The sequence below is a fragment of the Pseudomonas sp. SWRI18 genome (assembly GCF_014268345.1).
GTDB classification, from domain to species: Bacteria; Pseudomonadota; Gammaproteobacteria; order Pseudomonadales; family Pseudomonadaceae; genus Aquipseudomonas; species Aquipseudomonas cedrina.
Window position 1 is genome coordinate 53,775 of sequence record NZ_JACCQQ010000007.1, and the last position, 14,174, is coordinate 67,948.

A 14,174-nucleotide genomic window follows, 5' to 3' on the forward strand; every position below is an offset into this window, starting at 1 on the left:
GCTGAATGATTTCGCGCGGCAGCGGTCCGAACCTGGGTACGCGCCATTCATTCAAGGAGCACCCATGAAATCCAGATCCCTAGTTGCCTGCCTGCTGGTCGCCACCGGCCTGTCCACCGCAAGCTTTATCGTGCACGCTGGCGATACCCCTCAAGAAACCGTGCAGCCTTCGAATATCAATGCCCGTGATTTGAAAGAAGGCGACCGCGCGCCGGACATGCTGATGCGCAAGGAATCGGCACTCGGCGACTGGAAAAAGCGCGGGCTCAAACAGCCTGAGGAAGAGAGCCAATGGACGCGGGTAGGCGATAAGTACGTGCTGCTCAAGACCACCAACGGCACCATTCTCGAGATCACACCCGTCAAAAAATGACGGTGCCCGTTGCGCCTGCTCTGGGGTAAGGTAACCGGCTTATAAACGCCGCGTTACCTTCAAAGAAAAGAGAGCAGGATGCTTGCCACAATAAGAAATTACCCCCGCACCGTTAACCTGTTGCTGTGCGCCACGTTGATGCTCACGCTGGCCAAGGCAATCACGTTTCCGTACCTGGTGATCTACCTCACCAGCCACTTCGCCCTCGACATCACCCAGGTCGGCCTGGTGATCGGCAGCTCGCTGATCGTCGGCTCGCTACTGAGCGTGTACGGCGGATTCCTGGTCGACCGCATCAACAGCTATCGCCTGCTGCTCGGCCTGAGTGTGCTGTTTATGCTGGGCTTTATCGGCACGGTGCTCGCGCAGAATATCTGGGCGTTCTACGGCTGCCTGATCATGATCAACCTGGCTTACGCGGTGATCGACATCGCGGTCAAGGCCGGGTTTGCCAGCCTGTTGCCCCTCGAGGCGCGCAGCGAAGTGTTCTCCATCAAATACACCCTGACCAACATTGGGTATGCCGTAGGGCCCTTTTTCGGAGCGATGATTGCCAAGCTGGATATCAGCTTGCCGTTTATTCTTTCGGCGCTGTTGGGGGGAGGGTTTTTCCTGCTGTATTGGCGGTGGGGCGACCGCATGCTGGCGACTGTCGATGCGGCGCAAAAGCCGGTGCCTTTCCTCGCCGTCGGCCGCGTGTTGCTGCGCGACCGCCGCCTGGTCTGCTTCACCCTCGGCGGCGTGCTCAGCGCCGTGGTGTTCGGCCAGTTCGTCGCCTGGCTGTCGCAGTACCTGGTGATTACAACTACGGCTGAATACACCTACACCGTGATCAGCACCGTGCTTACCACCAACGCGGTGCTGGTGATTGCCTTGCAATACGTGATTGGCCGGCGCATTTCGCACCGCTACCTGGGCCAGTGGCTGATCGCCGGCCTGGGCATGTTCATGTTGGGGATCATCGGTTTCGCGCTGGCCGACAGCGTGCTGTGGTGGGTGCTGGCAATGGCGGTGTTCACGGTGGGGGAGATCATTGTGTTTCCCGCCGAGTACATGTTTATCGACCGTATCGCCCCGGACCACCTGCGCGGCATGTACTACGGCGCGCAGAACCTGTCCAACCTGGGCGCCGCCCTGGGGCCGGTGCTGTGCGGGCTGGTACTGGCCAGCCTGCCGGCGCAGGCCATGTTCTACATGCTGGGGGCGTTCATCATTGGGGGCGGGGTGTTCTATTTCATCGGGGCGTCGCTGAAGGCCAGTCATCCAGCGTGAGCTTGCCCACGGTGTTGCTTTGCAATTCGTAACGCAGCTCTTCCACCATTTTTTCGACTTCTTGCGGGGTCTGCAGCCGGTTGGTGCTGATCCCGGTCACCACCAGGTCGACACGGCCGGTTTCGGCATCGTAGACCTTTAGGGTGAGGGACGCGTCCCGGCACAGGGTAAATTCACACGTCAGCGGCGACAGGCCTTCTTCGATGCAATTTCGCAGTTGGGCGAGGGTAAACATGTGGGTTCCTTCGGGGACGAATGTTCGACCCTTGAAGGTTATTGCTTGCCTCTGGCGCCAATAAGGCGAATTCGCACTAGCCGCACTAGTGCATTTGCACTTTTCATGAGCGCTTTTTGAGGCGCACTTCACCGGCAAACAGTCCGCGTTCCCGGGCCCAGACCATGGCGGCGCTACGGCTGTGCACCCCCAGCTTGGAGTAGACCGTGGCCACATGGTTACGCACGGTGTTGGGCGCCAGTTTCAGGCGCGAGGCGATTTCCTTGTCGGCCAGGCCTTCACAGATCAGACCCAACACATCGCGTTCGCGGGCCGTGAGGTCGGTGAAGGCAATATTCGGCTGGTTAGGGCTGTTGACGCTTTTGGCGTTGGCCAGTTTTTCGATGAGTGTCTGGCTGAACCACGAGGCGTCCTGCATCACTTCCTCAATGGCGGCCACCAGTTCCAGCTCCGAGCGTTTGCGTTCGGTGATGTTCATCATCACCAGCAAGTAGCACGGCGCGTCCTGGATGATCACGGTGTCGGCGGACACCACGCAATCGATCACCTCGTTACCTTTCTTGCGCACCTTGAGGTCCTGGCCGTCGAGGTTGCCGGACTTTTCCAGGGTGGCGAACAATTGGTCGCAGGCAGACTTGCTGTCGATAAAGTCGATGTCTTCGATGGATTTGCCGATCAGCTCTTCGCTGATATAGCCGGTGATGCTCATGAAGGCCTCGTTGACGTCCACCACCTGCCGGTTACCGGCGCTGCACACCAGGGTCGGCACCGGCGTCAGGCGGAACGCCTTGGCAAAGCGTTCCTCACTCTGGCGCAGGGCAATTTCCGCTTTGCGCCGTGGCTCCAGGTCCATGAAGGAAAACAGCATGCAGTCCTCTTCGTTCATGTCCAACGGCTGGCCGGCGACAATCACCAGCTTGGTGCCGCCCCTGGGAAGCCGCAGCTCGGCCTGCATCTGGGGGATGGTCGCGCCTTCGCTCAGGCGCTGGATGGCCAGGTCCTTGCGTTCGGCTTGCTCCAGCACATCCAGTTCATAGACGGATTTACCGATGACTTGGTCGCGGTTGTAGCCGGTCATTTCCAGGAAGCCCTGGTTGACCTTGATGTAGCGCAAGTCGCTCAAGCGGCAGATCACCGCGGGCGCCGGGTTGGCGTTGAAGGTTTTTTCGAAACGCTGCTCGGCACTGGCCCACTCGGTGGCGTCGCTAAGGATCAGTACCAGCAACTCCGGCTCGCCCTTGGCGTCGGTGATGACCAGGCTGCGCAGGCGGTGCACCCAGGTTCTCTCTTCGTCGGCAGTGGGGGTGACTTCCACCACCACATCGCTGAATTCATCCCCCGCCGCCGCCCGGGCAAGGGGGTAACTGTCCGGCTGTAGAGGGTGATTGTTACGGTAGCGCAGGGTGAAACGCTCGGCATACTGCTGCCCATCGGCGCCCAGCCCCATCACATCGCCCACTCCGTGCATGGCCAGTGCGGCCTCGTTGGCCCACAGGATGGTTTGATCGACCTCGGCCAGAATCACGCCGTCGGACAGCCCGGAGATGATCTGCTGCAGTTGGCGGCGGTTGGTTTCCTTGGCGAGGACATCCTGGGTCATAAGTTCTCCTGGGGGTTGGGCGCATACGCATGAAAGCTACGACATTTGTGCTTCAGGATAGTGCAGAGAAATTGCGCGGGGTGGGGGTGCGAATGCACTGGGTGGGGGGGTGCATTTTGAGAGGGGTGCCAAGAGCCAGCGCCTGTAAGAGACCGAAAGCGGTTCCCACGCTGCTTGAACGCAGCGTGGGACGGGCCCTACAACTGCGCCAACCAGCCCACCAGCGGCACTATCATGAGCGTACTCAGGGCCATTGAGGTGACATTGCCAATGTACGGATGAAAATGTGTAGGCAGGCGCCCCGCAATCCCACAAGCCAGTGGAGGTGCGATTAGCGCGCCGAGCAGTGCACTTGTGGCAATTACCGTCCAACTACCGCCGTGCGTTAATACCGTAGCAGGCACTACAGACACCAGCGGAACATAGGTCGGGTACCATCCTCGCTTGATCCACTGTTTTCGCCAGATCACCACGCCCAGGGCTGATGTCAGCGCCTGCGCGCCTATCAGCGGCAGGACCAAGCCTGATCCATACGCCGGACTGATCGGGTTCAGGGCATACGCGAGCAACACGCCCGCCAGCAAGCCGAGACTGGCCAGTTCGTTTCCAAAAAACGGCGCTTCGGAAAAATCAGCCAGAACCCGGCGCAGGCTCCAGGCTATACCGTAAGTGGGCGGTTTGGTGGGCATCGGTCTGATGGGCGCGCTGTAGTCCGAACGTATCAACGAGGGCACTCGACGACACAGTTCAAACGCCAGGACGCTACCCACGGCCATACCCACGACGTTGCCGATCACCGCTGGAAGGCCCAATGGTATGCACACAAAGTTAACAATCAACAAGCACAGAGGCGTCACTAGCAATGCGCCCAAGACTGCACCGTTTAACGCAACTTTCCAGCCGCCGCCGAACATCAGCACCATGGCTGCCGGTAATGAAACGAACGCCGCAAACGTGGGTTGCCACGTCTGCGCCGTGACGCTCCAGCCCCAGAGCAGATTACTCAGCAGTAGCCCCAGCAGTGAACTGGTCACCAGCCAAGGCCACAGTCCGGTACCGTAGGAAATGGAAAAACCCTGCCAGGCTTTACCGCGCCTGCTCGCCCACCAGCCCAGATAGGCGCCGCTCAGCAATCCAAGTGATGCGAGTTCATGCTTATAGAAAGCGACCTCACTGATATCCCCGAGTATCCACCGCAGCCAGGCAACAGGGTGGGGCAGGCTCGCAACCATCTCGCCATAGCCCGGCCAGGAACCTTCATGGTTGAGTGCGACCCAAAGCACCAGCAATACGCTGATTACCCCTGCTACGAGAACGCTGAAGTCCGTCCATGAACGACGGGGTCTTGTTTCGGTAAAGAGTGTTTTCATGGTTTGCCCTCCGGTCAACGAGGCAGGGCAGGGTGATGGGAGTAACCGAGCATTTGATCGTAAAGATCATTGCGCCGATCGCGTTGCAGATCATTGAGGCTGTTCCAGATCGGTGCACTGCGAGCGCTGGTGATATCGATGTCGGCAAACAGGATTTCCTGACGATTGGCCGAAGCCACATTGCCGATTGGCCACCCATTGGTGCCGGCAATCAATGAGCATCCGAGATAACGGGCGTCTCGTTCCTCGCCAATGCGACTGGCCGCCGCGATAAATATGTTATTGACGTGGGCAGCGGTCATCGTCAGGTAGGACGCCATGCATTTGCCCGCCTCATCGAAGAGCGGCGGCGGGGTCCACACCCAGTTATTCAGGCTGCAAATAATGTCTGCGCCTTGCTGGCTGAGAATGCGCGGTACCTCCGGAAACCAGATGTCCCAACAAATCAGCAAACCAATACGGCCGATTGGCGTTTCAAACACCGGGAAGCCGGTATCTCCAGGCGTGAACCAAAGCTTTTCCAGGTTCCACAAATGCGCTTTGCGATATTTGCCGATAAATCCGCCGGGACCTAGCAGCACGGCCGTGTTGAACAGCTGCATACCATCGATTTCACACAGACCTGCCACCAGATACACCTGGTGCTTGCAGGCAAACTCTATCCACGCCTGGACAGACCCCCCGTCCGGGACAGACTCCGCGTGATCAAAGGCATCCTGGCGACTGCTGAAAAAATACCCGCTGTTGGTCAGTTCGGGCAGCACGATCAGGTTCGCTCCGCCGTTTACGGCTTCGGTCGCCAGTGCAAGACTTTGACGCAGGTTATTGGCTCGGTTAGCCATGCCAACCTGTGGATCAAGTTGGATGACCGCTACGCGTGCTGGGCTTACTGGTTCGCTCATGGAGGTGACCTCTTATTGTTATACAACCGGGATTCGGTTGGATGTTTATAAGAAGCGACAAGATGTTTAAATAAAAGTCGGACGGTTCCCCCAATGTTGTAGTCTGTTTCTGTTAAGGTTCTGCTTTGTATTCGGGATAGTCTTGGACAGTGAAGCCGCCGTTGAAAATCGCGTTGGTTTTGTTGCAAATGTTTATAACGGTATCAATTGCACCTCTGAAGCAGGGTTCAGTCCAGCCGGCATCGACGGAAAAAGATTCGCCGCAGAGGTACAGTCCGGACTTATAAGAGAAGTCCCTGTTGTATTTCAACAGTTTCATGGCGTCGTAATACGTGCCCGCACGATAGAGCTTTGCGCAGCCAAGGGAGTTTTTATCATTCATCCAGCGTTGAACGACCGCCTGCTTTCGTGCGATATAAGGAGAGATCTTTTCTTTTATATTTCCGGACTTTAAAAGTATTCTGTCAAGCTCGTGTATGCATTTATCGACCAGGTCCTCGTCATTAAATACAGATAATTTTGTAGCGTCATCTTCCCATGTGTAACTGAGTAGGATGCAGTCGTAGGCGTTGCTGCTGTTGTAGCGGTAAGCGTATACGTCATGAACCAAGCTATCTGTGACGATAGTCTGGGGTATTTTTTTGTTTTGTTCGAGGAACGATTTTTTAAGCGGTGCGTATACTTTGCAGCTGGTTTCCCAATGGGCTGATTTATAGGCTTCTATAATCTCGAATGGGAGCATGTCTTGGTTAAATTCTTCAATTGATATTTGTGTCTCGATCAGCCATGAAGGAACTGTCATTACTACAGAGTCGCAATCGATAGACTCTACTTTTCTCGCCTCTTTAGATGTGGTGTTCCAGTCATAGTAAATTCGCGTTTTTCCATTACGCAGCTTTTTCATTTTTGTCACTGCGCTGCTGGTCAGAAAGCCCGAGCGGCTTTTGATAAGGTGGTCATATAAAGAGTGTTGCGTTTCGTCTGGCTTTATGAATAGAAGTGACTCAGCCAAAGAACCAAGGCCAATGTAGGTGGGTTTATTGAATTTAAGTCCTCTGGAATCCACCGTTTCTTCAGCATTCAAGTAAGGCGCTGGCATAGGCGTACCCTCTGCGTCGACACGTCCGTGAATCAACTGCAAATGGCTGCTGAATCCAAATATCGCAGTTCTGAGCGGGTACAGTGAGCAAACATCATAAAATGCTCCCCAGCTGCCATCACCGATTCCAATGGAGTAGAAAACAGCCGACTCTTGCGCAGTCATGCCCATGCCCCCAAAGTTTCCTGGGTCACTTGAACGCCAGTTATCAATGCTTGGCATTTTTACCAAGTCGCGAAATGAAATGCCTTCATATTTTCTAACGATGGCTGCCCACATCTCCTCCCAGTGCTCAGAACCGTAATGTTCGGATATGCTCAGGGTCATGCGTTCGGCGAACGTCTTCCATTTGGCAAAAACATTACCCAGTGTTCGACCCGGCGGCGGTGTTTTTCCATCGGTGTTTTTCCAGATGAGCATGGTCGGTTCTGCGCTGTCATCGATGCTCCCCTCTCGTAGGTATATGCCGGTTGAGCGCACAGCAGCGCTGCCCGGATTTGGGAAGTCTGAATGGCGTAATTCGAAGATGCTGGCGTAATAGGCCATGAGCGATCGCCCATCCTCAGGATGTTCGGTGGATTTATTGAAGAACGGCATCCTCATTGCACCCATCTCGAAAGGCGGTCTGCCGACAGAGTGGGTATTGCTCGTTCCGAGAGCAGTTAAGTGCCTGCCGCCAATGCGTTTGGATTTTTCAAGTAGCGTGATATTCGTGAAACCACACCTGTAAAGTTCACGTGCCGCTGTCAGTCCTGTTATGCCCGCACCGATAATACATATTTTATGGTCCGTTTCGGTGGCTCGGGCAACGCCGTTAAGTTGTTCAACCAAGGCGCGGTAGTCAAAGCATAAATCGGGCGGGTTGGGGAACCTCGCTCGCCATTTATTCTTGGTAGAGCGCTTTTCTCGATGCGGACGTTGAACGATGTCTGCGGGGTAATTGAAGCCGGAACCGATGGTCATTCTGATATTCCTTGTTCAGATTTAATGGGCTCCTGGTAGGTTGCGCGCGCTTACATTCAGGGTGAAATAAGCTGGGGGTGATTTTTGATAGAGGAAAGTCGTGTTCTGTCGTAGGTGCAGTGCAGGCATTCACTTCAATCGGCTACATTTATTCGCGGCAAGAAGCCCAGGCCTCTTGCCGCGACTTGCTCAGCTCGGCTGCATGCACTCCAGCGACCGGTCCACCATCACACTGGCCATGGCCACCAGATGCATGACCGAAAGCACCAGCGTGCGTGAAGTACCGTCCAATTGATCCCCCGCGGTCTGTGCGGCAACGGCCGCGCAACGCAACACGCTGCTGGCGTGGGCCAGGGCGTCTTCGAAGCTGAGGTCTGGGGTGGTGGTGAAAAAGTGCGGCTCTGAGGCGGGTGGTGCGGGGACAAGGTTGTCCATCTTGAAGCTCCTCTAGTCAGGAAGGAGCCGTCACGATCGCTGCTAAACGATGAAGGGTGGCGGCCACGCGCAGGTTAGCAGACCGGTGACTAGGAACCCGGTGCACCCGAGGGTGCCCTGCGCACGGCCACCATGAAGCGCGGGCCGAAAAAAAGCGCCCTGCAAAAGGTGGCGCTTTGCGCCTAGTCACATCGGCGGGCTGCTAAACCCGGTCACTGAATTGGCAGTGACCGACGAAGACTAGCCACGCGATTCGAGCGGCGCAAGCGGTTGGGATTCTCTCGGAAACGTCCTGCAAGTTAAAGCGAAATGTCAGTGATTCGACAGCGTCGGCACTTGTCAAACGCACCTGATTCCGGGAAGCCTTCAAGGCTTTGTGCATCCAACACATAGGTATCTATACAACATTATTGTAGTGAGCGGGCTTGCCCCGCGCTGGGTCGCGAAGCGGCCCCAAACCAGGCCACATGGGTTTATCCTGCGATTCGGCGATGTCTTTATTGGGGTCGCTTCGTGACCCAGCGCGGGGCAAGCCCGCTCACTACATGTTGCGCGTGCGACCTGAAAAAGATGTGTATATACCCAAGCATTCAATGAGAATCCAATGAGCAACAACGAACTCCAAATAACCGACATCCGTCCCGGCACCGGCAAAACCGTGGTCAAGGGTGCGCTGATCACCACCCAATACACCGGCACCCTGGAAGACGGCACGGTGTTCGATTCTTCCTGGGAACGCGGCAAGCCGTTTCAGTGCGTGATTGGCACCGGCCGGGTGATCAAAGGCTGGGACCAAGGCCTGATGGGCATGCAGGTCGGCGGGGTGCGCAGCCTGTTCGTGCCGGCGCACCTGGCCTATGGAGAGCGGTCGATGGGCGCGCATATCAAGCCCAACAGCAATTTGCGCTTCGAGATTGAGTTGCTGGAAGTGCTGACGCGGGACGATTGAAGGCAGGTAGACATGGACGTTGATTCACACATGTTGCCGGGGTGCTCCGTGGCGGGCATTCAGGTGGTTGAGTTGGCCTCCAGTGATGAGGCCGAGCTGCAGCGGTTTTTTGAGCGGGCGCCGGATTATTTCATCGCGGTCAATGGTGAGCCGGCCACGCCGACGCAAGCGCACGAAGAATTGCACGAGCCATTGCCCGACGGGTGGACCTGCCGCCGGAAGTATTGGCTGGGTTACCGCGATGCTGAAGAGCGGTTGGTCGCGTTGGTGAACATTGCGGCGGATTTGTTGGCTGTCGGCGTCTGGCATATCGGGCTGTTGCTGGTGGATGCGTGTCTGCATGGCTCAGGGCTGGCGCAACGGCTGCATGCGGGCCTTGAGGTGTGGGCTGTGCGCAATGGCGCTCAATGGTTTCGGTTGACGGTGGTCATCGGCAATACCAGGGCCGAACGCTTTTGGCCCAGGATTGGGTATGTGCAGGTGCGCATTCGTGAGGGCATTGCGATGGGGCGGCAGGTGAACAGGGTGTCGATTCAGGTGAAGGCGCTGGCGGGTGGCCGGGTTGATGAGTACCTGGCGTTGGTTGGGCGTGATCGACCTGCAACCGCATAGTCACGAATGTACATCGTCCCCTGTGGGAGCTGGCTTGCCTGCGATGCAGACAGCTCGGTACATCAGGCATACCGAGTTGATGCCATCGCAGCACAGGTATCTACACAATTTTGGCTCGACCCTGAAACTCCAGTGAATGGGCCGTTGTGGCGAGCGGGCTTGTCCCGCGTTGGGCTGCTTCGCAGCCCAACGCGGGACAAGCTCGCTCGCCACAGAGAGATCTGTTAGCCGTTGAAAGCTGTGGAGGTATCCATGACCATCGCAGGCAAGCCAGCTCCCACAAGGGTTCCAATAAGCGCTTCCTGAACCCATCCTGAAGAATCCTCTTATTCCCCACGCGAGCACTTTCCTACGGTTTGGTCGGGGCGTAAGCTTCGCGCGTTTTCATCAATTGCGGAGACCCTCAGTGGGTACTTGTTCGAGTGACAGTAGTCGGCCGGTTCTGGTAACCGGCACGTACTTGGCAAGGTAACGAGCATGCTTTCGATGCCGTTGTCTCGCCAATAAAAAGCGAGAAGCGGCATCCCGGCAGCGACCAGTCCTGGCCGTTGCCCCGAATCCCTCTCATCGACGCTGACCAGCACCTGACTGACCTCGGGATGCTACGGACGCGCCTGCCTTTTGCAGCAGGCGGGCCAAGCTGACTGTGCCTATGAAACGGGCGCGGTGCAGACGGCCGTACCTGCACGACGGTTTTCCTCGCGCAGGAGTAACACCATGAACCTCACTGTCCTGAAAGAGTTCTTTGCCGGCTTCCTGCGGACCCGGCACATCGCCCGGCATTTCCGCCGCCTGGCGATGCTTGAAACCGTGACCGACGCCAGCGTCAGCCGCGAAGTCCCGCCGACCCTGGCGCAGACCCTGGTCGCTGCGGCCAACACCAGTGCCGTGCAATTGCTCGGCACGCTGGGCAGCCATGGCGAGGGTCTGAACACCCAGGAAGCCGACGCACTGCGCGTGCAGTACGGTCTGAACGAAGTCGAGCATGAGCAGGCGCTGCCCTGGTGGGTGCACCTCTGGCATTGCTACAAAAACCCGTTCAACCTGCTGCTGACGCTGCTGGCGGTGATCTCCTGGCTGACCGAAGACATGAAGGCCGCCACGGTGATTTTCTCCATGGTGGTGCTGTCGACGTTGCTGCGTTTCTGGCAGGAGGCCAAGTCCAACAAGGCCGCCGATGCCCTCAAGGCAATGGTGAGCAATACCGCCACGGTGCTGCGCCGGGACGAAGCCAAACGCGCCGAATTGCCGATCAAGCAACTGGTGCCGGGCGACCTCATCGTGCTGTCGGCTGGGGATATGATCCCCGCTGATTGCCGCGTGCTCAGTGCCAAGGACCTGTTCGTGAGCCAGGCGGCGATGACCGGGGAATCGATGCCCGTGGAGAAGTTCGCCGAGCAACAGGACGCCAACACCCGCAACCCGCTGGACCTGGAAAACATCCTGTTCATGGGCACCAACGTGGTGTCCGGCGCGGCGACGGCGGTGATCCTGACCACCGGTAATAGCACCTACTTCGGCGCGTTGGCACAACGCGTCACGGCTACCGACCGCGCGACCACCTCGTTCCAGCAGGGCGTCAACAAGGTCAGTTGGTTGCTGATCCGCTTCATGTTCGTGATGGCGCCGTTGGTGCTGTTTATCAACGGTTTCACCAAGGGCGACTGGACCGAGGCCCTGCTGTTCGCGCTGTCGATTGCCGTGGGCCTGACCCCGGAAATGCTGCCGATGATCGTCACGTCCACCCTGGCCAAGGGCGCCGTGTTTCTCTCGCGCAAAAAAGTCATCGTCAAGCGCCTGGATGCGATCCAGAACTTCGGCGCCATGGACGTGCTCTGCACCGACAAGACCGGCACGCTGACCCAGGACCGGATTTTCCTGGCACGCCATGTGGACGTGTGGGGCGCAGAGTCCGACGATGTGCTGGAAATGGCCTACCTCAACAGTTACTACCAGACCGGCCTGAAAAACTTGCTGGATGTGGCGGTGCTGGAGCACGTGGAGGTGCATCGCGAGCTGAAGGTCGGCACGGCGTTTCACAAGGTCGATGAGATCCCGTTCGACTTCAATCGCCGCCGCATGTCGGTGGTGGTGGCCGAGCAGGGGCAGCCGCACCTGCTGATCTGCAAGGGGGCCGTGGAGGAAGTCCTGGCGGTGTGCAACAACGTGCGTCATGGCGACGTCAATGAAGCGCTGAGCGACGACCTGTTGGCGCGTATTCGCCAGGTCACCGCCGCCTTCAACGAAGAAGGCTTGCGTGTAGTCGCCGTGGCCGCGCAACCGATGGCACCGGGGCGCGACACCTACAGCCTGGCGGATGAGAAAAACCTCACGTTGATCGGCTACGTGGCCTTCCTCGACCCGCCGAAGGAAAGCACCGCGCCGGCCCTCAAGGCCCTCAAAGCCCACGGTGTCGCGGTAAAAGTGCTGACCGGCGACAACGAACTGGTCACCGCAAAGATCTGCCGTGAAGTGGGCCTCGAGCAACAGGGCCTGCTGATGGGCAACGATATAGAAGACATGACCGACGCCGAGCTGGCCAAGGCCGTGGAGACCACCAATGTGTTCGCCAGGCTGACGCCGTCCCACAAGGAACGCATCGTGCGGCTGCTCAAGGCCAACGGGCACGTGGTGGGCTTTATGGGTGATGGCATCAACGACGCGCCGGCGCTGCGTACGGCGGATATCGGCATTTCGGTGGACAGTGCGGTGGATATCGCCAAGGAGGCCGCTGACATCATCCTCTTGGAAAAGAGCCTGATGATCCTGGAGGAGGGCGTGCTGGAAGGCCGACGTACCTTCGCCAATATGCTCAAGTACATCAAGATGACCGCCAGCTCCAACTTCGGCAATGTGTTCTCGGTACTGGTGGCCAGTGCGTTTATCCCGTTCCTGCCGATGCTGCCGATGCATCTGCTGGTGCAGAACCTGCTGTACGACATTTCACAGATTGCGATCCCGTTCGATAACGTCGATGCCGAAATGCTCAGCAAGCCCCAACGCTGGCAACCGGGGGATGTAGGACGTTTCATGCTGTTTTTCGGGCCGATCAGTTCGATCTTCGACATCACCACGTTTTTGCTCATGTGGTTCGTCTTCGATGCCAACACGCCCGACCACCAGACCTTGTTCCAGTCCGGCTGGTTCGTGGTGGGGCTGCTGACCCAGACGCTGATCGTGCACATGATCCGCACGCCGAAAATCCCCTTCCTGCAAAGCCGTGCGGCAATGCCGTTGATGGTGATGACCGGAGTGATTATGGCGGTGGGGATTTTCCTGCCGATGGGGCCGCTGGCGCACTACTTCAAGTTGCAGGCGCTGCCATCGCTGTACTTCGTGTTCCTGCCGGTGATCCTGCTGGCCTATATGGGCTTGACCCAGGCGGTGAAGGGTTACTACATCCGTAAGTTTGGCTGGCAATAACCGGGGGCCCGCCAGTCTAGGCTGTCGGGCTTTCGTCGACGCAAAGCCGACTATGCTTTTACGAGGAAAAGTCCTACAAGCAATCGAGACTATCCCTTCATTTAATAAGGCAAACCATTGTTAAGGTTTCGCGCTTGCGCCTCAGGAACAAGGGCGTAGCTCTACGTGTTTACCGTGCTTTATCAAAAGGAGGGGTCTGTACTGCCTGAAGTGCCATGCAGAGTAATCAGCACCGTTTATCGGAACTGTTACTTCTCACAGGTAGATAGGTCCCGTGTGATATGTAAGCGTACTGATCCCTCGGGGGAGTCTTATGAGCAAAGCGTTAATTGTTGACGATCACCCTTTTATACGCGCCACCGTGAAGTACCTGCTCAAGCAGGAAGGCTTCAATGAAATTCTTGAAGCGGGCAACGGCGCCGACGCCATGCAACTTGCGCGAGAGGAGCGTCCGGATCTGGTCATCCTGGATCTGGCAATGCCCAAGCTCGGCGGGCTTGAAGTGATCAGCCGGATCAAGGCGCTGGAACTGCCTTGCAAGATCCTGGTGCTGACTTCGTACCTGGCGGTGTTCTTCTCCACGCGCTGCATGCGTGCGGGGGCCATGGGCTTTGTCAACAAGACAGGTGAGCTCGATGAACTGCAAAAGGCGATCAGGGCGATCAGGTCGGGCTACAGTTGCTTCCCCAGTGTGGCCACCAGTTCAGTACGCCGTGACGATTTGCAGACGACCGAACAGGAACTGGTGGACGCGCTGTCCGACCGCGAATTGACGGTGCTGCAGAAGCTGGCGCTGGGCCTGGGCAACAAGGAAATCGCCGAAGATATGTTGCTGAGCCACAAGACCATCAGCACCTACAAGACACGACTCAAAGAGAAATTGCGTATGTCCTCGGTGGTGCACCTGTCCAAGTTCGCTCAGCGCAATCACCTGATCTGAA

General features: G+C 57.4%; 12 protein-coding genes. 6 read left to right on the top strand and 6 right to left on the bottom strand.

What is annotated here, in order from left to right; translation table 11 throughout:
- Positions 1 to 64: 64 nt before the first annotated feature.
- Both H0Z09_RS10240 and H0Z09_RS10245 read left to right on the top strand, forming a co-directional pair.
- Entirely contained in the window at positions 65 to 373 is a 309-nt protein-coding gene (locus tag H0Z09_RS10240) for an RcnB family protein (protein WP_076954439.1), read from the top strand.
- A 78-nt stretch (positions 374 to 451) separates the two neighbouring features.
- Entirely contained in the window at positions 452 to 1,645 is a 1,194-nt protein-coding gene (locus H0Z09_RS10245) for an MFS transporter (RefSeq protein WP_186690190.1), read from the top strand.
- On the opposite strand, the gene H0Z09_RS10250 is transcribed toward H0Z09_RS10245, so the two are convergent.
- The 6 genes from H0Z09_RS10250 to H0Z09_RS10275 form a co-directional block, all read right to left on the bottom strand.
- Positions 1,608 to 1,880, bottom strand: a complete 273-nt coding sequence (locus H0Z09_RS10250; protein ID WP_186690192.1) for a DUF1652 domain-containing protein — start codon at positions 1,878 to 1,880, stop codon at positions 1,608 to 1,610. The genes H0Z09_RS10245 and H0Z09_RS10250 overlap by 38 nt on opposite strands.
- 103 nt (positions 1,881 to 1,983) lie before the next feature.
- Entirely contained in the window at positions 1,984 to 3,480 is a 1,497-nt protein-coding gene (locus H0Z09_RS10255) for a helix-turn-helix transcriptional regulator (RefSeq protein ID WP_186690194.1), read from the bottom strand.
- A gap of 197 nt (positions 3,481 to 3,677) precedes the next feature.
- Positions 3,678 to 4,850 carry a hypothetical protein gene (locus H0Z09_RS10260; RefSeq protein WP_186690196.1) on the bottom strand — a complete coding sequence of 391 codons (1,173 nt, stop codon included), beginning with the start codon at positions 4,848 to 4,850 and terminating at the stop codon, positions 3,678 to 3,680.
- A gap of 14 nt (positions 4,851 to 4,864) precedes the next feature.
- Positions 4,865 to 5,752, bottom strand: coding sequence for a nitrilase family protein (locus H0Z09_RS10265; protein ID WP_186690198.1), 888 nt, complete (start codon positions 5,750 to 5,752; stop codon positions 4,865 to 4,867).
- 112 nt (positions 5,753 to 5,864) lie between these two features.
- Positions 5,865 to 7,814 carry an FAD-dependent oxidoreductase gene (locus tag H0Z09_RS10270; RefSeq protein ID WP_186690200.1) on the bottom strand — a complete coding sequence of 650 codons (1,950 nt, stop codon included), beginning with the start codon at positions 7,812 to 7,814 and terminating at the stop codon, positions 5,865 to 5,867.
- A 189-nt stretch (positions 7,815 to 8,003) separates the two neighbouring features.
- Positions 8,004 to 8,249 (bottom strand): DUF3077 domain-containing protein, encoded by a 246-nt coding sequence (locus H0Z09_RS10275; protein WP_186690202.1) that lies wholly within the window; start codon positions 8,247 to 8,249, stop codon positions 8,004 to 8,006.
- A 604-nt stretch (positions 8,250 to 8,853) separates the two neighbouring features.
- On the opposite strand from H0Z09_RS10275, the gene H0Z09_RS10280 reads away from it, so the two are divergent.
- The 4 genes from H0Z09_RS10280 to H0Z09_RS10295 all read left to right on the top strand — a co-directional run bounded on the left by H0Z09_RS10280 (position 8,854) and on the right by H0Z09_RS10295 (position 14,173).
- Positions 8,854 to 9,198, top strand: coding sequence for an FKBP-type peptidyl-prolyl cis-trans isomerase (locus H0Z09_RS10280; RefSeq protein ID WP_169374372.1), 345 nt, complete (start codon positions 8,854 to 8,856; stop codon positions 9,196 to 9,198).
- A 12-nt stretch (positions 9,199 to 9,210) separates the two neighbouring features.
- Positions 9,211 to 9,810, top strand: coding sequence for a GNAT family N-acetyltransferase (locus tag H0Z09_RS10285; RefSeq protein ID WP_186690204.1), 600 nt, complete (start codon positions 9,211 to 9,213; stop codon positions 9,808 to 9,810).
- Positions 9,811 to 10,527: 717 nt separating this feature from the next.
- A complete protein-coding gene (gene mgtA / locus H0Z09_RS10290; RefSeq protein ID WP_186690206.1) occupies positions 10,528 to 13,233 on the top strand; it encodes a magnesium-translocating P-type ATPase in 2,706 nt (901 codons plus the stop codon).
- Positions 13,234 to 13,546: 313 nt separating this feature from the next.
- Positions 13,547 to 14,173 (top strand): response regulator transcription factor, encoded by a 627-nt coding sequence (locus H0Z09_RS10295; protein ID WP_186690208.1) that lies wholly within the window; start codon positions 13,547 to 13,549, stop codon positions 14,171 to 14,173.
- Position 14,174 lies beyond the last annotated feature (1 nt).

What these genes read in the sequence shown, in the direction of transcription:
- H0Z09_RS10250 (WP_186690192.1), bottom strand. Translation starts at nt 1,880, where the DNA reads ATGTTTACCCTCGCCCAACTGCGAAATTGCATCGAAGAAGGCCTGTCG.
- H0Z09_RS10275 (WP_186690202.1), bottom strand. Translation starts at nt 8,249, where the DNA reads ATGGACAACCTTGTCCCCGCACCACCCGCCTCAGAGCCGCACTTTTTC.
- H0Z09_RS10265 (WP_186690198.1), bottom strand. Translation starts at nt 5,752, where the DNA reads ATGAGCGAACCAGTAAGCCCAGCACGCGTAGCGGTCATCCAACTTGAT.
- H0Z09_RS10245 (WP_186690190.1), top strand. Translation starts at nt 452, where the DNA reads ATGCTTGCCACAATAAGAAATTACCCCCGCACCGTTAACCTGTTGCTG.
- H0Z09_RS10270 (WP_186690200.1), bottom strand. Translation starts at nt 7,814, where the DNA reads ATGACCATCGGTTCCGGCTTCAATTACCCCGCAGACATCGTTCAACGT.
- H0Z09_RS10295 (WP_186690208.1), top strand. Translation starts at nt 13,547, where the DNA reads ATGAGCAAAGCGTTAATTGTTGACGATCACCCTTTTATACGCGCCACC.
- H0Z09_RS10285 (WP_186690204.1), top strand. Translation starts at nt 9,211, where the DNA reads ATGGACGTTGATTCACACATGTTGCCGGGGTGCTCCGTGGCGGGCATT.
- H0Z09_RS10255 (WP_186690194.1), bottom strand. Translation starts at nt 3,480, where the DNA reads ATGACCCAGGATGTCCTCGCCAAGGAAACCAACCGCCGCCAACTGCAG.
- mgtA (WP_186690206.1), top strand. Translation starts at nt 10,528, where the DNA reads ATGAACCTCACTGTCCTGAAAGAGTTCTTTGCCGGCTTCCTGCGGACC.
- H0Z09_RS10280 (WP_169374372.1), top strand. Translation starts at nt 8,854, where the DNA reads ATGAGCAACAACGAACTCCAAATAACCGACATCCGTCCCGGCACCGGC.
- H0Z09_RS10260 (WP_186690196.1), bottom strand. Translation starts at nt 4,850, where the DNA reads ATGAAAACACTCTTTACCGAAACAAGACCCCGTCGTTCATGGACGGAC.
- H0Z09_RS10240 (WP_076954439.1), top strand. Translation starts at nt 65, where the DNA reads ATGAAATCCAGATCCCTAGTTGCCTGCCTGCTGGTCGCCACCGGCCTG.